Genomic DNA, 24,073 nt, shown 5'->3' on the forward strand with positions numbered 1-24,073 from the left:
GTGGCCCGGAGTCAGCGCGAGGGGAGGCGGCGGAAGAGCCCCGGGTAGTCGAGCACGAGGCCCTGGGAGTCGACGGGCAGCTCGGCGCGGAAGCCGGACTCGAGACTCTCGAAGAGGTAGCGCTCGGGGCCGAGACAGGTGTAGCGCTGGCGGCAGCGACGGACGGAGAGCTCGGGGACGGAGAAGTAGACGACGATGATGTCGTCGGACGAGTCGGGAGAGAGCCCCAGGCGGCGGATGGGGAGGGTGTTGGTGAAGGGGCTGGCGGAGATGTCCACGTCGATGCAGCCGTCGAGCTCGGGCAGGGAGCGGCCCTTCTCATCGGTCCAGCGGCCGGCACCATCGGAGCGAAGGGCGAGCCGGGCGTCACCGCCGAGCAGGGCCAGCTCCACCTCACGGACGCGGCAGGCGGAGTCGGTGCGAAGGAAGTAGCGAAGGGAGAAGGGACGACCCTCGTCGGTCATGCCCTCGACGGAGCTGTGGGCGGTGAGGGCGCTGGAGACCTCGCGCAGCACCAGATGCTCGTGACCGGGACCGGACCAGGGGGCCCAGGCGACATGTTGCTCGTTCATGCTCGGGCGCAGCATACGGGAGCCCCGGCCCGGAACCAGGACAACCTGCGCGCCGCACTCCACGAAGCGACGACACCGCCCATCCTCTTGTAAAATCAACATCCAGCCAGAGGAAGGTCGACGTGCGAACACGCTACGCAACGCTGCTGTGCCTTGCCCTTTGGGGATGCGGCACGACGGGCTCGGCCATTCATCCACCCAAGGCGAGGAAATGGGAGGGACCCTGGCTGGAATCGCAAAACGGCCGCATTCGAAAGACCCTCTACTATGGCCCCTGGCAGTGCCGCCAAGAATGGCTTGACGAATGCACCTCCAAATGCAGAGCAAAGAAACTCATGTCCATGGGTTGCATTTGGGTGGCCGACATAAAGACTGAAGTCCAGATGCCCGTTGGAATTACCCCCGTATTAATGGGTGGCCGGTTGGCCGTAACGCACTGCTGCTGCAACTACCCCAAAGCAAAAGATCTAGAGGGACGCCGCGGCCAGTGGAAGGCGGGACGAGAAAAGTACCGTCGCGCATGGAGCGAGGAATACGGCGGTTGGCCCCAGAACACAGAGGGGACGAACTGGCCCGGTCACCATGTACATGATCTCGCACATGGTGGAGAGCCCACTTCAGGGGAAATCCTTCCTGTGCCTCCGGATACACATAGTGAACTCAATACGGAGTATCCGCGTTGCTACGATGGAACGGGCAGGTGGAACGTCGCAGGCCCATACTGGCCATACTCGGAGTAGACCCATGAACATGGACGTACTGCTCGAAGAGGTTTCGCGGCAACACTTCCCGAACCCACCTGCCACACTGCATCAAATCGAGGATTTCGAGCGTCGAGCAGGCTGGCGCCTGGATCCGGATCTGCGTGCATTCTATTCGCATTGCGACGGTGCGCGCCTTTTCAAACGAGATGACGAAATCTATCAAATCCTTCCCCTCTCGAAGATCATTCGAGCCAGGGTGGCCATTCTTGGGCGGGACTTGGACGAATATGGACCCTCATCCTGGTACGCCATCTGCGACACGGGGGACACGGATTACGTCGCGGTTGATACGAGCAAGACCGCGAACGGGCGATATCCGCTGCTCGATTGCTTCCACGAGACATTCACGGAACCAGGCAGTAACAAGCTCATTGCCCTCTCATTTTCCGACTTCCTCGAGCAAGCCCTACGTAGCGATGGTCACCTGTACTGGTTGAAGGAAGGCTGGACACCACTGGCACCGCGCGTTTGACGGAAACATCCGTAGCGCGGCAACACCGCACACGAGAGCAGGAGAGCAGGAGTCACGGGTGCCTGGCTCTTCGATGGAATGGTATTCTACAGGCACGTTCAACTCAGGGCACGCTCGCTGGCTGGCTTGTGAAAAGTGCATGAAAAAGAGTGGTGTTCGGCGGTTTCTGCGGCTCCACGAAGAGCGATACAGGAGTTTCGGCGATCTCTCGCGGAAGCACCCTGGCTCCGAAGGTGACCTCGATCCTCCTGGCGAGGACGTCCGCGGGGACGCGCATCTCGACCGGAAGCGGCTCGAAGAACACCTCATTCCTGATTCGTTTCCCACCGCTGTATTCGTACTGCACACCATAGACTGAATGGACGGGAGCCAGGATGCTGACGCAACCGACGACCACCCAGCGAAACGGGGAGGATTCGCTGGGTGTTTCGGGATAGGCGGCACAACGAAAGCACGCATCAACTGGAGCGGTGACGTTGCCAACGGTGAACCCGGGCAGCTCTCCGTTGAGTTCGCGGACGAACGCACCCCATTGGCCCATCTTCCCGAGTTCCTGCCTCCACAACGCCTGGAACCTCGCGACCTCCAGGCTCCTCTCCGGACGGAGATAGGACTCCATGTCCGAGGGCCAGTAGTTCCGCGCGATGGAGAGCAACTGCTCGGCCGAGAGGGTCATGGGCTCAGCTCAGGGTAGGTTCTCCAACGTGCCCCGAGCCGCGAAGAGAGCGCCGAGGAGCGTGGGTGGCTCGTCCAGGGATCCGACTCGGAGCTCTGGCAGGGGGACATCGGCCAATTCCAAGGGGAAGGGGCGGTAACCGAACACCTGCTCGATGTAGCGGGCCAGCGTGTCCGCGAAGGGCTTCACGTCACCGGTCGGCACGAAGGTGAGCAGCGGACGGGTGGAAGTCTTGTCGGGCCGCACCGTGACCGTCGTCGCGTAGACGAGGTACAGCGGCGCGAGGATGCACACGGCCCCTACTACCCGGGTGACGACCCGCCCCCCGTCCGGTAGGGACTCACGCAGGTAGACGCAACAACGGGAACAGGCATCCGCCGAGGGATACGTCACATCCCGCACGTCGTGCCCGGAAAACGCGGCACGCACGCGCCCCAGGAAATCCTTCCACTCCGACCAATCGTCCCAGGTCTTCTGCCGGCTCGCACTCCACCGCTGGTATTCGGGTGTGAGTTGATGGGCCGGCACGGGCGCCTCATCGTCATCCTCCCAGACGGGGTAGCCCGCCGGGTAGTAGTGCCGGGCGACGCGGATGAGCTCCGCGGCCCTCGGATCGTTCATCGCATGAGGGCTCGGGTGGAGTCTGGACGTTTCCTGGCGCCCCTCCTCCTCCGACGGAAAACGCAATTCGAAGCTCCACGCCACCGCCTCGGCTCCGTGCGGCGTCAGCTCCACGGAGACCTGCATCGTACGCGCCTCGCGGTGCAGGGTGACGTTGAAGACATGGATGGCATCGAGGTACTTGCCGAAGGTTCCCGGGACTTCTTCACGCACCACACGACGGATGATCTCGGCGTGCTGCTGTTCGTCCTCTACCTCGAGGAGCAAGTGGAGGGAGGTGCCCAGGTCCGGAGCCACGGGCTCGCTGCCGCGCCGCTTCTGGAGGAAGGACGGGAAATGCAGCTCGAACGCCTCCAGCCCACGCGCGAGCGGTACCTTCTTGAACCCACCCACCTTCGGGAAGTCGTGAATGGGCCGCTTCTTGCCGTCAGGGCCGACGGTGTCGATGGGGAACGGCTGCGTGAGGCCTTTGTAGGTCTGGCTCATCTGCTTCATTCGGGAACAGACCGGGGCGGGCTGCCCCTGCTCTTTCGTCATTCGCAGTGATAGGGCTCTTTGTAATGAACTGTCTTGACGCCCTTGGTTCCGCAGCCACTCACCTTGGCACCGTAGATCTTCTGGGTCTTCGGTACGTCGAGTGGGCAGGGTCGAGGAACCGAGGCCGTGCGCACGGGGAGGACTTGGGGTTCAAGGGTGTGCGGAGCCGCGCGATGGCCATGGGACGCAAGTCCCCGCGAGAGTTCGAGGCATGAATGAGACAGGGGCACGACCTGGGGTGCCAGAAAGCCGCGGCTGTGCATGACAGGGCGCCTGGCTCCGCTGCCCTGCTGGCCGGGTTGCAGTCGAATCTGTCGGCGCTCCGGAGCTCGGTCCCCAGCTGCCTGCTTCTACTGCGAGGGGCTACGCCGCTACTGGCAGGGGCGGAGTCAACTCCAGGCCTCCGCAGCACAGCAGTATCATCGCCCTGAATGCCTTGGGATTGCGGAAGCCATAGGCGCGACGGATGAGGGCTCGAATCTTGTTGTTGATTCCCTCCACCACTCCGTTGCTCAGCCCCGTCTCGACATAGGCGAGAATGCCGTCCTTGTGCCGCTGGACTGTCTTCGCCAGCTTCGCGAAGGGGGCGAGCCTGGAGTGGCTGGCCCACTGACACCACTTGTCCAGGTGCTCCGAGGCCCGCTTGGGCTGCACGTAGTCCATGCCCCGTGCCAGGCTCTCCTTGAGCAGATAGGCCCGGTAGAGCGTCTGGTTCGTCTTCTTCAACTCGCTGAGCTTCTCTCCCTGGCCCACCGTCAGGTTCCACGGATTCTTCAGCAGCGCCCAGCGGCTGTGCTTGAGCGCCTTGCCCTCCTGGCTCCCCGCCTGCTCCCGCACCTGCTGCCGGCGCACCGTGTCCAGCGCTTCGTTCGCCAGCTTCTGCACGTGGAAGCGGTCGAACACCTTGCGCACGTGTGGGGCCCGGTTGCCCACCGCCTTGCTGAAGGCCGCCGACAGGTCCATCGTCGCGTGCGTCAACTGCTTCGTCCTCTCCTCTCCCAGCTCGTCGAAGAAGCCGTTGAGCGTCTCTTCGTTCTTCCCCTCCGCCACCCAGACGACTCGCGAGCGCAGGTGGTCCACCACCAGACTCACGTACTGGTGCCCGGCGCGCCAGCCCAGCTCGTCCACCCCAATGACTTGCAGCCCCTCCAGGCGCCCAGGCGACAGGCGCTCCTCCACCAGCCGCTCGATGATGGTGCCCACCGTGCGCCAGTTGATGCCCAGCAACCGGCAGATGGACGACTTGTCCAGGCGTTGCGCCTGCCAGGCCACCAACTCCTCGAAGCCGTGCGTGAAGCTCGAGCCGTGCGCCGCCCAGGGCACCCGCTCCACCCTCACTCCATGCTCCCGGCAGCGCACCCGGCGCGGGGCGTACCGCAGCCAGAAGATGGTTTCTCCCAGCGCCAGGTGCCGCCACAGTCGCCCAGGTTTCGTGTCGTAGCCTGGGGCGGGCCGGCCGCACACTCCACAGCGCGGCTTGCGCTGGCGGGGGCGCACCTGCACCACCAGTCCCCCGGGCCCCATCTGTACCCCGCGCACGCTCATCCCCTGGATGCGCAGCACGCGCCCCATCACCTCCCCCACACTCGGCCCCGCCACTCCCCGCCTCCCCGCCAGCACTCGCAGGGGCGGCACGCACTGCAACTCCGCGACCAGGGCTCTTGCGAGAGTGACAGCCACCTCTCCGCACTGCCCCTCTCCTGTCTCTCACCGGAGACCCTCCGTCCATCCTGTCGCGCCCACCTCAGCTACAGAAGATCCGATCTTCTCCTTGAGCATCAAATTATAGAGTGCCTTGAAGTTGTTGCAATGGATGACGTGCATCACTGTCGGATCAGCCTCCGACAAGATCTTGAACATAGCCCGATTGGCCATGGCCGCCGCCGCTTCCTGGGCATCCCGCAAGGAGATTTCTCCTTCGGACTCGTTACGTACAGGCATACCGACCTCGAACTTGCAGATGGAGGTGGCTCCTGAATCGCCCATGGTGATTCGGGCGTGGATGCAGACCGCCCACCATCCGCCCGGCTCATTCTCCGGTCCCGACTTCTCCACGACCTTGGTGAACTCGAAGTGCGCCGGGGAGATCTGCCCAGTTACGGTATTGCGGCCAGCGGTGCAGCCAGCCAGCCCCCCAATCCCCAACAACATAACCCTCGCGAGCATGACCCAATGCGGATATCGTTGGCCTAGCGAATCCACCATTGGGCATCCTCCAAACGCAAGGATGAACAAGTCTGGATGGTAAATCAAAGGTGCCAAAGCTCCAATATCCGGCGGCAAACAGACACTCGCCATGTGGCTCATTGAACATCTCAATCAGACGCGGCGCTCCTCCGCCAAAGGGTCCGTCCCGGCGAGCTCGCGCCGGATGTCTCTCGGAATGGGCCGGTCCAGCTCCAACGTGACGGTCATGGGCGCGTCCCCTTCGACTCCAACGACCCTCACCTCGCCCATGTAGAGGGAAGGCACGTGTGAACGCCCCTGCACGAACAGGTGCAACGTCGAGCCACGCCGTTCATGCTCGGGCGCAGCATACGGGAGCCCGGCCCGGAACCAGGACACCTGCGCGCCCGGCCCCCGACTCAGGGAACGCTCGCGGGCTGGCTGATGAACAGCGCGTGAAAAAGAGTGGTCTTCGGCGGCGTCTGAGGATCCACGAAGAGCGGAACAGGAGTCTCGGCGACCTCTCGCGGAAGCACCCTGACTCCGAACGTGGCCTCGAGCATCCTGGCGATGATGCCCGCAGGGGCTCGCATTTCAACCGGAAGCGGCTCGAAGAACACCTCATCCCTGATTCGTTGCCCTCCGCTGTATTCGTATTGCACGCCGTAGACGGTATAGACGGGAGCCAGGATGCTGACGCAACCGACGACCACCCAGCGAAACGGGGAGGATTCGCTGGGTGTTTCGGGATAGGCGGCACAACGAAAGCACGCATCAACTGGAGCGGTGACGTTGCCAACGGTGAACCCGGGCAGCTCTCCGCCGAACTCTCGGACGAACGCTCCCCATTGGCCCATCTTCCCGAGTTCCTGCCTCCACAACGCCTGGAACCTCGCCACCTCCGGGCTCCTCTCGGGACTGAGATAGGACTCCATATCCGAGGGCCAATAGTTCCGCGCGATGGAGAGCAACTGCTCGGCCGTAAAGGTCATGGGTTCAGAATCTGACTCGCGTGGGAGCAATGCCCTTCCGTCATCCCAGATTGACGCGCGAACCACGAACCTTCTCACTCAAGAGCTGGTGGAATGCATCCTTGAAATTCATGCACACGAGAGCAGAAAATACATCGGGAGGGGCAGGCCGGATGACGGAATCAGAGGCCCTGTTGATGCAGTCCGTGGCGATGTCCGACGCAGCCCACGACGCAATGTAGCCGTTCTCTCTTGTTTCCACCGGCATCCCAATACCGACTGCACATAGATGGGAATCTCGGGACGAGATTCGGCGGGCGATCCGCCTCTCACCAGCATGCCAGCACGTGGTGGGATCCAGGAGCAAGGCATAGGGCCGAGACCGCGCAGCAGTGTGCGAATGAGAACAGCGACTTCATCAGCCGGCCTGACAGACAGTGGCGAGGGACTGGCTCAACGCCCTCTCACTCCTCCACGAGCCGCTGAACCCGCGCGTACAGCCGCCTGCGGAGCCTTTCGGCGTCAGCCCCATGATGCAACCAGCGATGGCAAGTGGGACAAAGCGCCACCGTGTTCTCGGGACGATCGCTTCCACCGAGCGCGAGCCTCCGGACGTGATGGACTTCGAGGTAGGGCTCTCCCTCCTCCGTTTCGAAGGGAGCGACCTTCTCGCAGAGCTCACACTTGCCGTCCGCCTGTTGCAGGACGTAGGCCCGGACGGCTGGATCCCTCTCGAATGCCGTCTGCTGTCTGACTTTGACGCGCGGAGGTTTCAAGTTCCCCTTGGGCGGAGCAAGAGGCCCTCCTCGGAGACGAAGACGTCTCGTCTTGCGTTGGAGCTCCTCGGGGTCCGCCGTGGGCATCAGATCGTCCGCAAGAGCCCGCTCGATGTGAGGCCACAATGTCTCTTGCACATGCGCGAGCGGAGCATAGCCCTTCACCCAGGGGAGCCCGTGCTCCGCCAAGAGAGCACTAATGTTCTGGAACTTCATCTCGATCGCCGACCGAGAGCGCCGTGGAAGTGGTCCAGTTCCACTCCTGAGAGCACGAATGAACTGCGCTTTGCTCAATTTCTGGCCAGCCTCTTCAGCACGCAACAACTGGAAGTAGGCATCGACCGCCGCAGCATTCTCTTTGTCGCTCCATGGGAGCTTCTTGCCTTGGTTCGTCCCTCTGGATTTCAAGGACTCATCCAACCTGGCGGAAGCGCGCGTACCGCTGCTCCAGGAAATGCCGTCCCGGCTGGTCTTCGCGACGCCGAGGCATGTGGAGGTGCTGACCCTGGAAGACCTTCACCGCGTGCTCCAACGTCGGACCGTCCTGGGTAGCCAGTACTGCTTTGGATAGCTCAATGACGCCATCGGGCCGAATGCCCATCAGGTCCGCGTCGAACACGCCGTGATGCAGCCTGCACAGCGCCAGCCCGTTCGGCACCACGGGCTCCCCTGTCTCCTCCCGGTCCGCCACGATGTGCGCCGCATCCAGCAACTCCGGCATCGGAAGCAGGCATACCGCGCACCGCTGCTCGTAGGCCCTCAGCACCTCCAGACGGAAGCGCGCCTGATGCAGCCTCCGCTTCGCCTGCACGGTGACGTACTGGCGGCGGATCTCGACGGCCCTCGCATCCGCCACCATGGGGACGCCGAGCTCCCTCATCGTCAGCGCGGCATCATCGACGGAGAGCGTGCACTCCAGCCGCGCCCTGTCGATTCCTCGAATGAAGATGGGCCATACCGGCTGGTAGACACCTGGCTCGACCGCGCAGAAGTAGATCAGCGGAACCGATCGCTCCCAGGCCCAACGAAGCAATTGGTTGTCGCGGTTGTCCGGATCGTCTCCCTGCAACTTGTAGACGAAGACCCCCTCACCCCGTTGGGAATCATCGTAGCGCGCGACGCGGCCACCTCGAGGAATGATGGTCTTGATGGAGAGCGCACCGCCGTGCATCTCCTTCGGCCGAAAAATGCCTCGTGCCTTGGTGGCGAAGTACAGGTGCTGGCCCTCGAACTCGAAGCCCCGCTGGATGATGTCCCACTCCAGCGTCGGCCCATGGCGCGCCACCAGCGCTTCCAGGGCCTGGAAAGCCACGGCGCGGATCCGCCAGTCTGGGTCGAGGGTCTGCGGCACCATCGGGGCCCGGCCAGATTAGCGAGCCCCTCCCCACCGCACAACCCACTGAATCCCGAGTAGGTCAGAAGACCTGCCTGGGAGTCCTCACTCACGCTCTGGGTATGATTTCTCGACGGTCACTTCGGGAAGTGGCGGTCGGGGAGCTGGACGTACGCGAACACCAGGGGCGCGTTGAGGACGGCGAAGTCCCGGCCACGAACCACCTTGGCTGGATCGACCTCGGCCCCCCTGTCCGGACTCGCCGCGTGTGTCAGCACCCCGAACTTCGTCCGGTCGCGATCGCTCACGACCACGGCGCAAATGGGAGACGGTACGCGGCCGGGAGTCTCGGGGTAGAGCCCATCGAGGTAGATCCGGTCGAACCGTGCATAGACCCGATCCGGGAACACCTTCGCCTCGCCGGTCACCCGCCGGATGCTCCCATCGGGCAGCAGCATCCAGGCCTCCATGGGTCCGCTCCTGACATTGACCAGGCCCGTCTTCTCCTTGCCGGCATCCGTCACGGTCGCCAGCTCGACATCCGTGAAGGGTCCCCCTTCGCTCCAGTGCGCCTACAAGCAAGGTCCCCATCCGTCTCTCCCATGTCCTTGGAGTGCTTGGCTGCGCTATCCACCCCGGGAGTTGCTACTCCAACCTTAGCAACCCGCTCAACTCGCCCATGGATGGATTCTCCCGCGTGCTCGGCAATGCATAGGCAACACATCACTCCTGCTTTCCTTCATGTCAACATCATCCCTTGAATGTTAATATCCAGCGAATAGTTTCCATCCACATTCAGGAACAGAGGTTTTCATTACGAAGAAGCCCTTTGGAGTGAAGGGTAGCGGTAAAACTGGAGACTCCAAACACATGATCTTCCTGAAGTACACCGATGGAAATGGTACGGCATACTACTATTACGAGACGCTCAAGGGCAGATTTGTCAGCTCCGGACTGAACAGACCCTGAGTGCACGTGGTTCTTGAATGGAGGCATTCCTTGTTGACGGATATCTACATCCTCGCGGCCGAGAGGTCGTTCGAGGCCGCCAGTCGATTCATGGATGAATGGACCCAAGGGTTCGAACCCGCAGCATCGGAGTATGAGTTTCCACAGCACGCGGACAAACCTGCTTTTGTCTACTCGTCAGCTGTTGATCTGATAAAGACCTTGGTCAAGACGCCCGCGGAGCCTCATGGTCTCTACTGGAACAACCCCGCTCGTGGCAATGTGCGCACGGCCATGTTATTCTTCACGACGGACGGAGCCATGATCGCAGGGCTCTCCGTCGAGGGCGACCAGCCACCCTTCCTGGAAGAAACTCTAAGGAGATTGGCGCTCACCGTCAGTGGTCGTGAAGGATACTGTGCTTTTGAGACCCCTCCTCCAGACACACTCAGAGAATTCGTCGACAACGCCCGGCAAGCCCCACCACCCAAACTCATCAATAGCGTGCTCGTACGAGCACCATGAGCTCCACCATTTGATGGAGAGCGCACCGCCGTGCATCTCCTTCGGCCGAAAAATGCCTCGTGCCTTGGTGGCGAAGTACAGGTGCTGGCCCTCGAACTCGAAGCCCCGCTGGATGATGTCCCACTCCAGCGTCGGCCCATGGCGCGCCACCAGCGCTTCCAGGGCCTGGAAGGCCACGGCGCGGATCCGCCAGTCTGGGTCGAGGGTCTGCGGCACCATCGGGGCCCGGCCAGGTTAGCGAGCCCCTCCCCATCGCACAACCCACTGAATCCCGAGTAGGTCAGAAGACCTGCCTGGGAGTCCTCACTCACGCTCTGGGTATGACCTCTCGACGGTCACTTCGGGAAGTGGCGGTCGGGGAGTTGGACGTACGCGAACACCAGGGGCGCGTTGATGACGGCGAAGTCCCGGCCACGAACCACCTTGGCTGGATCGACCTCGGCCCCCCTGTACGGAAGGGCCGCGTGCGTCAAGATTCCGAGCTCCGTCCGGTCGTACTCGCTCACGATCACGCTACAAATCGGAGACGGAACGCGGCCGGGAGTCTCGGGGTAGAGCCCATCGAGGTAGATCCGGTCGAACTGCGCATAGACCCGATCCGGGAGCACCTTCGCCTCGCCGGTCACCCGCCGGATGCTCCCATCGGGCAAACGCATCCAGGCCTCCATGGGTCCGCTCCTGACATTGCGCAGGCCCGTCTTCCCTTTGCCGGCATCCGTCACGGTCGCCAGCTCGATCTCCGCGAAAGGGTCCTCCTCGAACCCCAACTGGACGGCCGTCAGTCGAGCCTCGGGAGGACAGCGTTCCAGGAAGCCCAGGACGTCAGGGCGCACGGGCGCGCTCGCGCAGGCAAGGAAGTGGGTGGATGCGGCACAGAGCAGTGTAAGTGTTTCGCCAAGAGACCTGGGGGTGGAGAAGCGCAAGGGATCGCATCCTTCTTCGGAAAGAGAGGGGAGGGTCAGACAGACGACCCCCCACCCTATCCCGAGCAGGAGCGGAATGAGGGCGAGCACGGCGAGTGCCCTCCTCCAGCCCCTGCGATGCCACCCTGTTTCCCTCCTGGCACTGCCCGCCCCGGCCGACCCCGAGGACTCTGGAGTCTTCCTCTCGGATGACGGAGGCGAATCATCCCGTGGGCTCACTTTGTCGCGCGTCGTGGGGAAGGCATACGGCGCCATCCAGGCCTCCGTCCCCCCTTCCCCCTCCAGCATCCGCACCAACTCCTCGTGCACGACCCTGGCGCTCGGAGGCCGCTGCTCCGGCGCCTTCGCCAACAACCGCATCACCAACGCGTTCAGACCTGGAGGCACACGCGGGTTCAATCGGACCGGCTCCACCGGCGGAAGGAACTCGATGGCGAGCAGGAGCGTCTCCGCTGGCAGGCGGGGATTGAAGGGATGGCAATCCGTGAGGGCCTCGTAGAGCAGGGCACCGAACGCGTAGAGATCCACCGCGGGATGCGCGGGGAAGTTCACTCCCTGTTCCCATTCGCCCCCTCGCAGGAAGGCGGCGACCTCGGGAGGCATGTTGTGGAACGTCACCGGAGGCAGTCCCCGCGTCAGCCTGTACGCCCCTGGAAGGAACACCGCGCCGAAGTCGATGAGGAAGGGTTTGTCGTCCTCGTCACGCACCAGGACGTTGTCGGCCTTGATGTCGCGGTGGCACATGCCGCGCTCGTGCAGCTCCGCCATCACGAGGGCCAGCTCGCTCGCGACCCCCACCAGCCGGCGCAGCGGAGCCTGTGTCCGCCAGCGCCATGCGTTGAAGGTGGAGCCTGGGACGTAGTCGGTCACGAAGAAGAAGTGGCCTCCCTCCAGCTCGGGCCAACGGCCCAGTTCGCGAACCGTGAGCAGGTTGGGATGGCGGAAGTGGCCCAGGGAGACCGCCTCGCGAAAAGCCCGCTCATCCTCGCGGGCCTCATCGTCATCGCCCGGCGGGCGCGCCGCGATCTTGAGCGTATAGGGCCGGCCCTCGTCCTCCACCAGGAAGACGGACGCGAAGCCGCCGCTCCCCAGGCGGCGCACCACCCGGTAGTGCCGCACCATGTCCCCAGCGTGGAGCAGATCCGGATGGAAGGGCTTTGTCATGGCGGAAGCCTCACACGCTCAAAACGGATCACCCGGGGACCGTCCTCTTCCAGCGTCAATGTCACGCATCCGGTCCCTTCCGGAATCAGGGCGGAAAAGGTGTAGAGATGCAGTGACTTTCCAGATGCAGCCATGGTGACGAGAACGGGGAGAGGAGGACCCGCGTTCGCCCGCGATGGCTCGCATCCAGGTTCCATCCGGACCCGAGCGAGCCTCCAGGGCCTGGCGGTAAACAGCATGGGCCCGACGGACACACTCACGAAGAAGCGCCGGTCGAGCCGAAGAATCGAATCGACGTGGGCCCGGATATCGTCGGAATACTCGAAGGAGAGCGGCTCCTCCGGCGTGACGAGCGCCACCCTGGGACGCGCCCCCGGCTCATGACTCGCGAGGAGCATCCTCGCCACCGCGGCCACTTCGCCCTCCGTATCCCTCCGCGGGGGCTCCCGTGGTGCGAAGTACACACGGGCCTGCTGGTCCACCTCGTCCCTCCGGGTGACGAGCGCCAGCGTCAGCGTGCGGCTCTCACCGGCCCCCGTCCGGCCCGTCACCCGCACCAGGAGGCGCTCGCCTTCCGCCAGGTCGCGCAGCGGGAGGAGCGCCAGGGAGCGGGGCCCCACCGGAACCACGCCGAGCCGCTCGAGCAGCTCGGGTGTCAGCAGCGCACGCGGCTCGAGCAGCTCCTCGAAGTCCACCAGCGTGGAGAACCGGGCGGCCACGTACAACACGGGGGGAGCCCCACCCGGCGGCTCCGCGACGAGGACGGTGCCCTGTCTCACCTCCCGTCCGGTGGCTCGTGCCTGAGCGGCGGCCAGCAGGGAGACGAGGAGGACCCAGAGCGGAACGGGCCAGGGACGAGGGTGCACGCAGCCTCCGTGAGGAGGGCGGCACGGTAGAGGAGCCCGCTCGTCCGGGCAAGGACTGCTCGACCTTGGCGGTCATCCAGGTGCGAGTGACTCGCCGAATCACGTCCTCGCATGCCCCGCGACCTTCACGGGCGACGGCGAGTGGGGAAGCACGGGGGCCTCAGCCCAGGGCTCGGACGGCCTCCAGTGCCCGCTCGATTTCCTCCGGTGTGTTGAAGAGGCCCGGGGAGAACCGGACGAGCGAGGGCCGGTAGGGCGTCCGGCTGGCGATGATGCCGCGATCCAGGAGCCGCGCCACCGCCTGGCGCGGGCGCATCCCGGCCACGTCGAAGCAGACGATGGCCGCCGAGAGGTTCTCGTCCATGGGCGTGTGCAGCCGCACGTGGGACATCGCGGCGAGCCCCTCCTTGAGCTGACGGCCGAGGGCGTGGAGCCGCTGGGTGACGCGGGCCTTTCCGATGCGCTGGTGGAGCTCGAAGGCCTGGGCCAGGGCCCAGCGGTGCTCGAAGGAGTGGAAGCCACCGGGCGTCATGTTTCCGCCCCAACCGGCGCCCCGGACGAAGGTGAAGGTGGGGATGGTGGGCTCCACCGCCGCATGGGCGCGGGGGTGCCCCCAGATGATGCCCGTGCCCCGGGGCCCGAAGAGCCACTTGTGCGTGCCGGCGATGAGGAAGTCACACCCGAGCCCTTCCACCTCGAAGTCCTCCACCCCGAGCGCGTGCACCCCATCCACGCACAACAGCACCCGGTCCTCCTCGCTCCGCCGGGCGTTGATCCGGGCGAGGCCCTCGGAGATCCGCCGGATGGGCAGCTTGAGCCCGGTGCTCGAGTGCACCCACGTGAGCGCCAGCACCCGGGTCTGGCGGCGGACCGCGTCGAGCACGGCCTCCACCAGTCCGTCCTCGGTGACGGAGTCGAGGTTCTCGAAGAGGGTGAGCTTGCGGAGCGAGGCCCCGGAGCGCGCGGCCTTGTACCGCAGCGACATGCGCGTGGAGTAGTAGTCGTGCTGGGTGGTGAGTATCTCCTGATCCGAGCGAATCCTCACGCCGTTGTAGACGAGCCCCAGCCCCATGGTGGTGCTGTCGGTGAGGGCGATCTCCTGGGGCCGTGCGCCCAGGTAGTCGGCCGCGGCGCGCCGGACCTCGTCCTCCAGGCGGCGGTTGTTGCGCAGCAGATAGAGGGTGGGGTTGTCGTCCAGGCCGCGCCGGTGCGCCTCGAGGGCCTCACGGACCGGGCGCGGGTGCGAGGCGAGCAGCATCCCGGCGAAGTGGGCGTACTCCGGTGAGAGCGGGAAGAGCGCGCGCACGCCCTCCCAGCTCGAGAGGTCGGTTGCTGTCTCGGGGCCGCCCCCACCGGTGGCCGGCTCCTGGCTGTTCGAGAAGTGGGCCAGGCCTCCCACCAGGCCGAGCCCGGTCAAGGCCAACATCTCACGCCGCCGCATCCGCATCGTCCCGCTCTTCATCCCGGAAAGAATGGGGATGGGTTGCTCCATTCGGAAGGTTCACCCGGCCAGTCCAAACCCCGAGTGGTGCTGTCGACGGATGGCCCTCCCCCTGGGGAGGAGCGGGCAGGAAGGGCGGGTCCAGGTGACGTCGGTAGACGACAGCCGATCCGAAGCGCGCTTGTCGGGCATGGCATCAGATCATTCGCTGGCCATTTACACTTGCTCACTCCTTCTCAAGATGGCGAATAGCGAGGGCTTTCTGTCCTACGGTAGGCGCTCAGGCCCGCTCCCATGAGCAGAAGCATGAGTGCAATCGCCGCATACAGTGTGCCGATCCCAGTCAGCTTCGAGACATTGGGAGTGAGCCAGAGCCGGAAGATGGACGCTCCTGAGAGCTGGAGGCATCCCAGCATCGCCGCCACGAAACCGCCCTCGGAAGGCAGCGCACCAAAGGCAATGCTGTAGGCACAGGGAAAAATGAGCGCCGCGGAGCAAGCCATCCCCATGAAGGGAAGCAAGGCGCGTGTGACGGAGAGGGTCGGCCAGAGCCAGAAGGAGCACAGGCAGAACCCCGAGAGCATCAGGCCACAGGCCCCCAGCATGAGCACAGGCAGGGGCTCCAGACGCCTCGAGAGTCGCGCGCCCAGGAATCCTCCGAGCGCCGTGGCCGCGGCGGGAAGCATCATGAGTTGTCCGTATTGGGACGCGGACAAATGCAGCTCCCTCTGGAACAACACGGGAGAGAACGAAAGGAAGACCAGGTTGGCCGCGTAGGTCAGCAGGACGACTCCCCCCGCGAACACGAACTCCACGCGCCTGAAGAGATTCACGTAGGACCTCACGAAAGCCCCAGGTGAGCCCGCCCCCCTGGCATTGGAGCGCTCCTGCCAGCGCGTATCGTAGAACCCGAGGACGAGCGCTCCGGCCAAAGCGGCCCATGCCCCGACGGACAGGAAATTCGCCCGCCAACCCCATGCCGAGCAGATCAGCCCCCCCAGGAATGGCGCGACCGCCGGCGTAATGCTCGAGGCCGCCTCCAACACCGAAAACGCCCGGGTCAGCTCTCCCTCTTTATAGGAGTCCCGGAGGATCAGCTTCACCAGGACGGACAACATTCCGCCACCCAGCCCCTGAACCGCGCGAAGCACATAGATGGATGGGTAGTGTCGCGCCAGGGACATGAGCAGCGCGCAGAGGGTGAAGATGCCCAGCCCCACGAGAAGCATGGGCCGTCTCCCCGTTCGATCCGAGATGGGACCCGCCAGCAGCTGTGCCATCCCGTAGAACAAAAGGTACACAGCGACCGTGCTGACGATTCTCTCCGGTGACTCGCCTATATCCGCAGCGTAGAGAGGAAACGCGGGGAGATAGAAGGTAATCCCCAGCTGCGCGATGGTCAGACACAGGATGGAGACGTAAAGGGGCCTGGAGCGACCCCCTTGCGAAACCGCGCTCTCGGACGTGGAGGTGCTCAAGACGGATGACCCACCTGGATGGGATCAAAGCTCCGCAGCTGCTCGAATTCCTGGTGGATCTGCCTCGATGCACCGTGAGCGACCATCAACCCCGCGTACTCGACGTTGGTCGTCGTTCGCGTCGTGCACTCACCCACCTTGACCTTCCACTCCAGCGTGTACGGGCTCTCCATGGGCGGAGTGCGCAGCTCCGTGATGAGCCCCTGCTTTCGCGGGAAGAGCATGAAGAAGCAACTCTCGGCGCGCTCCTTGATGTTGGATTCGAAGTGGATGCCCGTCTGCACCCGGAATTCGAGGTCGAGCATGTTCACCCCATGTTTCATGGCATAGAGCGGCACGGACACGATACCAGGAACCCGGGCCGCGACTTCAAGGAACACGGGGGTACCGTCCGGGCGGAGGAATATCTCCATATGGAAGGCCGAGTCCGGCAGATCGAACCTGGATAGCACCCGACGGGAGAACTCCTTCAGCTTGAGCGACTCCGGGCTGTCCGCATCCAGGACGAGGCTCCCGAGATTCCTGCCGAACTGGAACTCGAGGTTGGGGCAACTGTACCGGCTGCACTCCGAGAAGATGATGTTGCCACGCTCGGCCACCGAGTCACAGTGGTAGAGCGTGCCCTGGATGTACTCATCCGCCTCGTAGGTCGATGCGAAATCCAGCTCGTTCTTCAGGAACGACTCGAACTCCTCCCTCGTGTTGACGAGGTAGACGCCTCGACTCCCCACGGAGCTCTTGGGCTTGAAGAGCACGGTCGGCCCGAGCTGCGCCCGCAGCGATTCATAGGCGGAACGTGGATTCGACAGCAGCTCCTCCTGGAGCGTCGCCATGTCGATGTAGCGAGGCAGATGTTCCCTCAGCTCACCCAGGCGGCTCTTCATGAGCACCTTGTTTCGGAATGGCTCGGTCTGGCCAGGCTTGGGCCCGGGAATACCGAGCTCCTCACGCAACTCGGAGGCCAACAAGAGGTTGGCCTCCTGGTTGCACACGACGCGGAAGTCCTCTCCCTCCCGGACACGCTGCCGGATGGCGTGCAAGGCATCTGCCCTATCGAACGTGAACACGCGCGAGGCCCGGTCCAGCACCTCCTTGACCTCGATGACTTCCTGGAAACACTGCCGTAGCTCTCCACGCAATTCCCGGGCCTGCGCCGGGGTTGCAATCAGGAAGAGCTGGCACTGATGCGCGATATTCTCCAGCGAGTAGAAATCGACATTCCTGGCGGAGATGATGAAGATTTTCATGAGGCCCATCGGGACAGGAGGGGTGAGGAGTCATCCGAGGACAGATGACGAAGGATGCTTCCAGCAGCGGTACGAGCCTGCGCCGCACAGGTTTCCATCGAATTGGTGATGAGGAAGTCGCCGTAGGAGAGAAGGCCGAGACAGTAGCATGTAGGGTCTGGCCGCTCCAGACCATCCAGTACCCGCATGCTCCGTACGTCTACCTTGACGCCCCCCAGCAGGTTGGGCCGGATGAAGCCGAGACCGCTGAGCAGCGGGCTCTGGTGGAGCATGTAGCGCAACCCGGTCGCATTGACGATGAACCTGCTCTCCAGCCGTGCATCGCTGGATGTCACGACGAAACGCTCGCTTCGGGCATCTCTCTGAACATCTTGAACCCCCCCCATCACACGAACCCGCTTGTCGTTGATCAATCGGGAGAGCTTTTCCGCATTCCGCAGCGGGATGGCGCTGCGAAGGCGCCGCAGGGAGGGAAAGAACGTGCTCACGAACTTCAGTTTTTCCTCCGCGCTGAAGTTCTCATAGATGGGCTGCAGGTGAGGTGTGAGGTTCTTCATCACCGCTTGCCAGCCCAGGCGGAAGGTGTGGGCCTCCTGGAAACCCTCCTCGAAGGGTTTCGAGCTGATGGAGGCGAGCACGGATGAGGTCGAAGGGCGCCGGGGAGGTTCAGAGGGGTACGCCTCCGCGAGCAGGAGCTCCTCCTCCAGCAGCCCCATGAACTGCTGGAGACTCAGCCGCTCATGGACGGGACGCACGCGCTGATTGGTGTAGGCCTTGGGAGTTCCCTTGATCAGTGGAAGTCCACCGCCCCGGGAGGCAAGCGTGATGCGGGCGCTCGTGGTTCGCGACAGGAAGAGCGCGGCATCGATGGCGCTCTGGCTCGAGCCCAGGACCACGATCTCCGCTTCAGCTCCCAATGCTGGCGAGGCGTCTTCCAGGTCATCCAGCGTCAAACATTGCTCAGAGCCACGCAGACACTCATAAGGCACGCCATGGCCCCCTCCCACCGCGAGGACCAGGATGTCCGCCTGGAGGAGCCCCTGGGAGTCCGTCAGGAGGGCATAACCCTCCGAGTGCCGTTTGATCCCTCGTACCTCGGCCCGCACCAGTTCGACACGAACCCCGATCCTGGACATGCCGACGATCGATTGTTCCAATTTCTCGTTCAAATACCGGGCGAATAATCTTCGAGGAACTGGGTCTACCGCATGACCCCTGACCAGCAGCCACTCCTTGAATTCATCCTTGCTTCGGATGCCCATCGTGTCGGGGTCGGTATTGAGGATCATCTCCTCGGAGAGATGTCGATAAGCACGACCAGGACCGACACGTGGTGCTGTCTCGATGATTCGAAGGGTATAGCTCCCGGGCTTACCGAATGCCGAAGCGTTTGACGGCATCTCCGCCAGATTCGATAGCAGAGCAATCGCGGAGGCCCCACCACCAACAATGGTAATATTCTTCATACTTCGGTTTTGATCACTCATTGTGAGGGTGAGGCGGGAGGAAGCCGTCGGGAGCTGTGGTTGGATTGAACTCGTGGAACCGAGATCGCGGGCCAGGGTCCAAGGGATTGGTGCCGCGTTGATACGCCTTTCTCCTGTTAAGTATCGCAACATTCCTGTTCTTAAAAGGAACAGAAACCTTACCGTAAACATGAAACTCCATGACTTCGGAACAAAGCCGCGCAACCAGGAACACTCCGGGCAGAGGCCGAGCATGCCGCGCCGCGGACCCGCGGTCGTGGGTTGGGGGACCGGCCAAGCGGCCACGAGTGGCCGCGCGTGACGGTGGAGGTCATATTCTCCTCACCTATGTCTGGAGTCGACCTGTCCCCTCCCTCCGGGGAGAAGCTGCCCCTCAAGGTGTTCCGCGAGGCCGTCGAGGCCCGGCTGGAGTCCTGCTCCGAGGAGGAGCTGCGCGCCATCCTCCGCGCCCTCGCCAGCCGCGTGCGTCCCTCGGAGCGGTTCGCCTTCCTGCAATCCCTCCACGCCTCCCCGGACGCCGGTGCCCGGGAGCTCCGCCAGCACGAGCTGCTCGATGACATCGCCGAGCTGGCCCACGCACTCCCCGAGAAGGCGAAGGACTGGGAGGACGTCTGGCCCGAAGCGGACATGCCCGGCCCCTACGCGGAGCTCCTCGAGCCCCTCACCGCCCTCTTCGCTCGCGCCCAGGAGGCCTCCGAGCGTGGCCAATACCCTCTCGCCCGCGAGGCCTATCACGCCCTGTTCTCCCTCCTCGAATACGAGGACCCTCTCGGCCAGGGCCTCCGCGCCGAGCACCTCTCCCAGGTGGACTTCCCCGAGGCCCGCGCCCGCTACCTCCGCGCCGTCTACGTCACCACGCCTCCCGAGCAGCGCGCTCCCGTGCTCCTCGAGCAGATGCGCCGGCTGCGCGAGCTCCTTCCCAGTGGGCCCCGGCCCCTCATGCAGGAGTGGCTCGACATCTCCTCCGAGCCCCTCCCCGACTCCGACGTCTTCCTCCGCGACTGGGTCTCCCTCCTCCGCCAGCGGGACGATTCCGACGCCGATGCCTGGTTGCGCGAGGCCATCCGCCTCTCCCAGGGCACCCGTGGGCTGCGCGAGCTCGCCTTCTCCGAGCCCACCCGCCACCCTCGCGCCTTCCTCGATCTGCTCGCCGCGCTCGAGCGCGAGGGCTCTCCGCGCCAGGTCCTCTCCACCGCCCGCGAGGCCCTCGAGGTGCTCCCCTCCGGCCTCCCCCTGCGCGCCGCCATCGCCGGCTTCCTCGCCTCGGCCGCCGAGCGTCTCGGTCAACCCGACACCGTGCGCGCCGCGCGATGGGAGGCCTTCGTCTCCCAACCCACCCTCCCGCGTCTGTTGGAGCTGCGCGACTCTCACGCCTCCGAGCCCAAGCGCGCCCAGGTCATGCGTCGGGCCGCCCGTCACCTCGAGGACGTCCTGCGCCAACCCCGCGCTCCCTCGGGCTCCATGGCCGCCCTGCCCCTCGACGAGGACCGTCTCGAGGTCCACGCCCACGCGGACCGGCGGCTGCTCGCCCACGCCTGGTTGCTCGCGCATGACTGGGAGGCCGCCCACGCGCTCGCCGCGAAGGAGAGCGCGCTCGGCTGGACGTATGGTGACAACCCCCAGGGCACCGTGGTGCCCGCCTTCCTCGTGCTCCTGTCCCGGCAGCCCCTCGGGGCGCTGCCCCGCAACGTGGACAGGCTCTGGCGGCAGGCGCTCGAGTCGGGCGCCCAGGCCGGGCACTGGTACTCGGGCGGCGCGCGTCACGACGAGGTCCTCCGCGAGCGGCTGGCGCGCGCCCATGCCGAGGCCCTCTCCTCCTTCTCGCTGGAGCCCTCGGAGCGGGAGCGCATGCTGGAGGGGTGTCTGGAGATCGCCCGCAAGCGCGTCAGCTCCATCGTCAGCCGCCAGCACCGGCGCAGCTACGGCAAGGCGGCCGTGCTGCTCGCCGCCTGTGCCGAGATCCTCTGGCTGCTGGGCGAGCAGGCGCGTGGCAACCTGCTACTCGCGGGTTTCCGGGAGAGCTTCCGCCGTCACCGCGCCTTCCAGGCCGAGCTGGACGAGGCCGTGGGCCCGCCCGCTCGCGCGACCAGACGGTGACGAGGTGCACGCCGCTCGCGTCCTGGCGCTATTCTCGACTCCGCATGCGCGCACCTCCCCGCTCCCGTCCCGTTCCCAGCGGGTTCGACTCCCTCTACGCCGAGACCGTGTTGCACATGGAGTCGCGCGTCGCGCAGGTCGCCACCTCCGCGGGCGTCATCGCCACCGCGCTGGTGCTCGCCGGCATCGCCTCGGGCTCGGCCATTCCCCGCATCATCCTCGCCGCCACCCTGGGGTTCCTCGCCTGGTACTCCTGTGTCGTGCTGCTGATGCGCACCGGGCGCTTCCGCCCGTGGATGCGCTACGCCTCCTCGCTCATGGACGTGTCCATGGGCAGCGTCGTCGCCCTGTTGGATCTGCACGTCAACGGCCCCGCCTTCGCCCTGTCCGCCGGAGGCCCCGCCCTCTATGCCGTGGGCATCGCCATGGCCACCCCCCGGCTCCAGCCCCGTCTGTGTCTCTTCGCCGGCCTCGCCGCCGCGGCCCAGCTCGTCGTCATCATCCATTTCGTCCTCCGCCCCGCCGCCACGCCGCAAATCCTCGCCTCCGGCGCCTACGACTTCTACCTGACGCTTGCCAAGGCCATCTTCCTCGTCACCACCGGCGTGCTCGGCATGGTGGCCAGCCGCTCCATGCGCAAGCTGCTCCTGCGTCTCACCGAGAGCGCCGTCGAGCGCGAGCGCGTGCGGGGGCTGCTGGGCATGCACGTGAGCGAGCAGGTCATGGAGCACCTGCTCTCCGGCCGCATGCCCGAGGGCGGTGAGCGCCGCGCCGTCACCATCTGCTTCACCGACGTGCGCGACTTCACCCGCCTCTCCGAGTCCCAGTCCCCCGAGGAGACGCTGCGTCTGCTCAACCTCTACTTCGGGCGCATGTGCGAAATCGTCGCGGCCCACGGGGGACTGGTGAACAAGTTCCTCGGGGACGGGATGCTCATCGTCTTCGGCGCGCCCACGCACCAGCCGGACGACGCGCGCCGTGCCCTCGCCGCCGCGCGCGAGATGCTCGTCGAGGCCGCGCGCATGCGTGAGAGCGGTGAGTTCCCCGGCCTGCGCATCGGCGTGGGGCTGCACCGGGGCGAGGCCATCGTGGGGAACGTGGGGGGCGCCCAGCGGCAGGAGTACACCGTCATCGGTGACACGGTGAACACCGCCGCGCGCGTTCAGGATCTCACCAAGGTGCTCGGCCGGGAGCTGCTCCTCACGCGCGAGTGCCGCGAGGCACTGGGTGGTGACGACACCTCGCTCGAGCCGCTCGGCGCCCACGCCGTGAAGGGACGTCAGCGGCAGCTCGAGCTCTTCGGCGTGCCCGAGCACGACTCGCTGGCCGCCTGAGCGCGTGTGTCCTCGAGCGCACGGAAGCCGGACGACTGACGGACAGCGGACGGCGGCACCGCACCGCGGTCCCCTGTCCTCCCCTGGCCCTTCCGGAGCATGACTCGCGCCCGGCGGTGCGCGGGATGGACCCGGCGCCGCCGGGGGGAGACGCACATGGCCGAGACGCGCGTGGGTGGGGCTCGCATCCGTTATGACGACGTGGGGCAGGGAGGGCCCACGCTGCTCTTCATCCCCGGCTGGTGTACCAGCCGCTCGGTGTTCCGAAAGCTGGCCCCCTGGTGCTCCACGCTCCACCGGACGCTCGTGGTGGATCTCCCCGGCCACGGCGAGTCCAGCCTGCCCGGCATGGACTTCGACAGCGCCAGCGTGGTGGACATCCTGCGCTCCGTCATCGACGCCAGCGGTGCGCGCCAGGTGGTGCCCGTGGCCCTGTCCCACGCGGGCTGGTGGGCCCTCGAGCTGCGGCGCCAGCTCGGCCGGCGCGTGCCCGCGCTCGTGCTGCTGGACTGGCTCGTGCTGGAGCCACCTCCGGCCTTCCTCCAGGCGGTGCGGGCCCTGCAGACGCCCCAGTGGCGGCAGGCCCGTGACGGGCTCTTCTCCCTGTGGCTGCAAGGGGTGGGCGCGCCGGACGTCATCCGCTTCGTCCACGAGGACATGGGCTCCTTCGGCGAGGACATGTGGAAGCGCGCCGGGCGCGAGGTGTCCCGCGCGTACGCGCAATACGGCAGCCCGCTACGGGCGCTCTCCGCCCTCTCGCCCACCCTCCCCACCCTCCACCTCTATGCCCAACCGGAGGACAGCGCCTGGCTGGAGGCCCAGCGCTCGTTCGCCTCCTCGAATCCCTGGTTCCAGGTGCAGAAGCTCCCCGCGCGCAGCCACTTCCCCCTGCTGGAGCTCCCCGAGGAAATGGCCGCCCGCATCGGCCGGTTCATCGACTCCCTCGTGGAGGTAGGCAACCCACTTGACAGGTTGGCTCCCTCCCCCTCTTGATTCCAACCCCCTCGCGCGGTTAGTTAGTTATCGATAGCTAACCAATCAGCGAGTGGAGTCATGGGGAGACCCCGACAGGTCCTGGACGAAGACATTCTCGAGGCGGCACGAGCCTGTTTCATCGAGCACGGAGCCTCGGTGAGTACGGAGACGATCGCCGCGCGTCTGGGGGTGTCGGGGCCGGCGTTGCTCAAGCGCTTCGGCAGCAAGCGGGAGCTGCTCAAGGCGGCGTTCGGGGTGGCGAAGACGCCGCCGTGGCTCGGGCTCATGGAGCAGGGTCCGGACGAGAGGGATTTGCGGGAGCAGATGCGCGAGGTGGCCGGGGCCATCGACGCCTTCTTCCGGAAGATGGTGCCGGCCTTAGCGGTGTTGCGCGAGGCGGGCATCACCCCCGAGGACATGCGGGGGAAGGACGGGGAGCTGCCCCCTCCGGCGCGCACCTACGAGACGGTGGCGGGCTGGTTCCGCAGGGCCCAGGAGCAGGGCCGCCTGCGTGGGGGGGACCCCGGCGTCATGGGCGGCATGTTCCTGGCGGGCCTGCAGTACCGCCACTTCCTCGCCCACATCACCAACCAGACGGTGCCTCCGGAAGAGGGGGACCCGTGGGTGGATCGCATGGTGGACGTCTTCTGGCATGGCGTGGCGCCGGAGCAGAAGGGTGATGAGAAGGAGCGGGGCTGAT

The 24,073-nt window shown here is 65.2% G+C and carries 22 protein-coding genes; 6 read left to right on the forward strand and 16 right to left on the reverse strand.

Going from position 1 to position 24,073, the window contains the following annotated elements; translation table 11 throughout:
- Nucleotides 1-11 precede the first annotated feature (11 nt).
- A complete protein-coding gene (locus JQX13_RS13470; RefSeq protein WP_203409400.1) occupies nt 12-572 on the reverse strand; it encodes a putative glycolipid-binding domain-containing protein in 561 nt (186 codons plus the stop codon).
- A 744-nt stretch (nt 573-1,316) separates the two neighbouring features.
- On the opposite strand from JQX13_RS13470, the gene JQX13_RS13475 reads away from it, so the two are divergent.
- Entirely contained in the window at nt 1,317-1,808 is a 492-nt protein-coding gene (locus JQX13_RS13475; protein WP_343211084.1) for an SMI1/KNR4 family protein, read from the forward strand.
- A gap of 103 nt (nt 1,809-1,911) precedes the next feature.
- Here JQX13_RS13475 and JQX13_RS13480 read toward each other — a convergent pair whose 3' ends face one another.
- From JQX13_RS13480 to JQX13_RS13520, 9 genes are all read right to left on the reverse strand, one after another.
- Nucleotides 1,912-2,484 (reverse strand): hypothetical protein, encoded by a 573-nt coding sequence (locus JQX13_RS13480; protein ID WP_203412657.1) that lies wholly within the window; start codon nt 2,482-2,484, stop codon nt 1,912-1,914.
- 9 nt (nt 2,485-2,493) lie between these two features.
- Nucleotides 2,494-3,591, reverse strand: a complete 1,098-nt coding sequence (locus JQX13_RS13485) for a hypothetical protein (RefSeq protein ID WP_203409401.1) — start codon at nt 3,589-3,591, stop codon at nt 2,494-2,496.
- Between the two features lie 414 nt (nt 3,592-4,005).
- Entirely contained in the window at nt 4,006-5,241 is a 1,236-nt protein-coding gene (locus JQX13_RS13490; protein ID WP_203409402.1) for an ISL3 family transposase, read from the reverse strand.
- A 108-nt stretch (nt 5,242-5,349) separates the two neighbouring features.
- Nucleotides 5,350-5,949 carry a hypothetical protein gene (locus JQX13_RS13495; RefSeq protein ID WP_203409403.1) on the reverse strand — a complete coding sequence of 200 codons (600 nt, stop codon included), beginning with the start codon at nt 5,947-5,949 and terminating at the stop codon, nt 5,350-5,352.
- Between the two features lie 12 nt (nt 5,950-5,961).
- Nucleotides 5,962-6,114: a hypothetical protein gene (locus JQX13_RS13500; protein ID WP_203409404.1), complete on the reverse strand. Its 153-nt coding sequence runs from the start codon at nt 6,112-6,114 to the stop codon at nt 5,962-5,964.
- 113 nt (nt 6,115-6,227) lie between these two features.
- Nucleotides 6,228-6,800: a hypothetical protein gene (locus JQX13_RS13505; protein ID WP_203412658.1), complete on the reverse strand. Its 573-nt coding sequence runs from the start codon at nt 6,798-6,800 to the stop codon at nt 6,228-6,230.
- Nucleotides 6,801-7,243: 443 nt separating this feature from the next.
- A complete protein-coding gene (locus JQX13_RS13510; RefSeq protein WP_203409405.1) occupies nt 7,244-7,963 on the reverse strand; it encodes an HNH endonuclease in 720 nt (239 codons plus the stop codon).
- Between the two features lie 4 nt (nt 7,964-7,967).
- Complete coding sequence (locus tag JQX13_RS13515) at nt 7,968-8,867, reverse strand: HNH endonuclease (RefSeq protein WP_239014729.1); 900 nt, start codon at nt 8,865-8,867, stop codon at nt 7,968-7,970.
- Between the two features lie 158 nt (nt 8,868-9,025).
- Nucleotides 9,026-9,412: a hypothetical protein gene (locus JQX13_RS13520; protein WP_203409407.1), complete on the reverse strand. Its 387-nt coding sequence runs from the start codon at nt 9,410-9,412 to the stop codon at nt 9,026-9,028.
- A gap of 478 nt (nt 9,413-9,890) precedes the next feature.
- Between JQX13_RS13520 and JQX13_RS13525 the strand changes: the two genes are divergently transcribed.
- On the forward strand, nt 9,891-10,361 hold the full coding sequence (locus JQX13_RS13525) for a hypothetical protein (RefSeq protein WP_203409408.1): 471 nt from the start codon (nt 9,891-9,893) through the stop codon (nt 10,359-10,361).
- A 335-nt stretch (nt 10,362-10,696) separates the two neighbouring features.
- On the opposite strand, the gene JQX13_RS13530 is transcribed toward JQX13_RS13525, so the two are convergent.
- The 6 genes from JQX13_RS13530 to JQX13_RS13555 form a co-directional block, all read right to left on the reverse strand.
- Nucleotides 10,697-12,448, reverse strand: coding sequence for a serine/threonine-protein kinase (locus JQX13_RS13530; protein WP_203409409.1), 1,752 nt, complete (start codon nt 12,446-12,448; stop codon nt 10,697-10,699).
- Nucleotides 12,445-13,314 (reverse strand): DUF2381 family protein, encoded by an 870-nt coding sequence (locus JQX13_RS13535; protein WP_203409410.1) that lies wholly within the window; start codon nt 13,312-13,314, stop codon nt 12,445-12,447. The genes JQX13_RS13530 and JQX13_RS13535 overlap by 4 nt, the downstream gene beginning before the upstream one ends.
- A 160-nt stretch (nt 13,315-13,474) precedes the next feature.
- Nucleotides 13,475-14,806, reverse strand: a complete 1,332-nt coding sequence (locus JQX13_RS13540) for an aminotransferase class V-fold PLP-dependent enzyme (protein ID WP_239014730.1) — start codon at nt 14,804-14,806, stop codon at nt 13,475-13,477.
- A 185-nt stretch (nt 14,807-14,991) separates the two neighbouring features.
- Nucleotides 14,992-16,233 (reverse strand): MFS transporter, encoded by a 1,242-nt coding sequence (locus JQX13_RS13545; protein ID WP_203409411.1) that lies wholly within the window; start codon nt 16,231-16,233, stop codon nt 14,992-14,994.
- Nucleotides 16,230-17,480: an ATP-grasp domain-containing protein gene (locus tag JQX13_RS13550; protein ID WP_203409412.1), complete on the reverse strand. Its 1,251-nt coding sequence runs from the start codon at nt 17,478-17,480 to the stop codon at nt 16,230-16,232. Before JQX13_RS13550 ends, JQX13_RS13545 begins: the two co-directional genes overlap by 4 nt.
- Entirely contained in the window at nt 17,477-18,946 is a 1,470-nt protein-coding gene (locus tag JQX13_RS13555; RefSeq protein WP_203409413.1) for an FAD/NAD(P)-binding protein, read from the reverse strand. Before JQX13_RS13555 ends, JQX13_RS13550 begins: the two co-directional genes overlap by 4 nt.
- 348 nt (nt 18,947-19,294) lie before the next feature.
- Here JQX13_RS13555 and JQX13_RS13560 point away from each other — a divergent pair, with 348 nt between their 5' ends.
- From JQX13_RS13560 to JQX13_RS13575, 4 genes are all read left to right on the forward strand, one after another.
- On the forward strand, nt 19,295-21,064 hold the full coding sequence (locus JQX13_RS13560) for a hypothetical protein (protein ID WP_203409414.1): 1,770 nt from the start codon (nt 19,295-19,297) through the stop codon (nt 21,062-21,064).
- 44 nt (nt 21,065-21,108) lie between these two features.
- Nucleotides 21,109-22,398, forward strand: coding sequence for an adenylate/guanylate cyclase domain-containing protein (locus JQX13_RS13565; protein WP_203409415.1), 1,290 nt, complete (start codon nt 21,109-21,111; stop codon nt 22,396-22,398).
- 156 nt (nt 22,399-22,554) lie between these two features.
- On the forward strand, nt 22,555-23,391 hold the full coding sequence (locus JQX13_RS13570; protein ID WP_203409416.1) for an alpha/beta fold hydrolase: 837 nt from the start codon (nt 22,555-22,557) through the stop codon (nt 23,389-23,391).
- 60 nt (nt 23,392-23,451) lie between these two features.
- Complete coding sequence (locus tag JQX13_RS13575; RefSeq protein WP_203409417.1) at nt 23,452-24,072, forward strand: TetR/AcrR family transcriptional regulator; 621 nt, start codon at nt 23,452-23,454, stop codon at nt 24,070-24,072.
- Nucleotide 24,073 lies beyond the last annotated feature (1 nt).

Source organism: Archangium violaceum (assembly GCF_016859125.1).
Lineage (GTDB): Bacteria > Myxococcota > Myxococcia > Myxococcales > Myxococcaceae > Archangium > Archangium violaceum_A.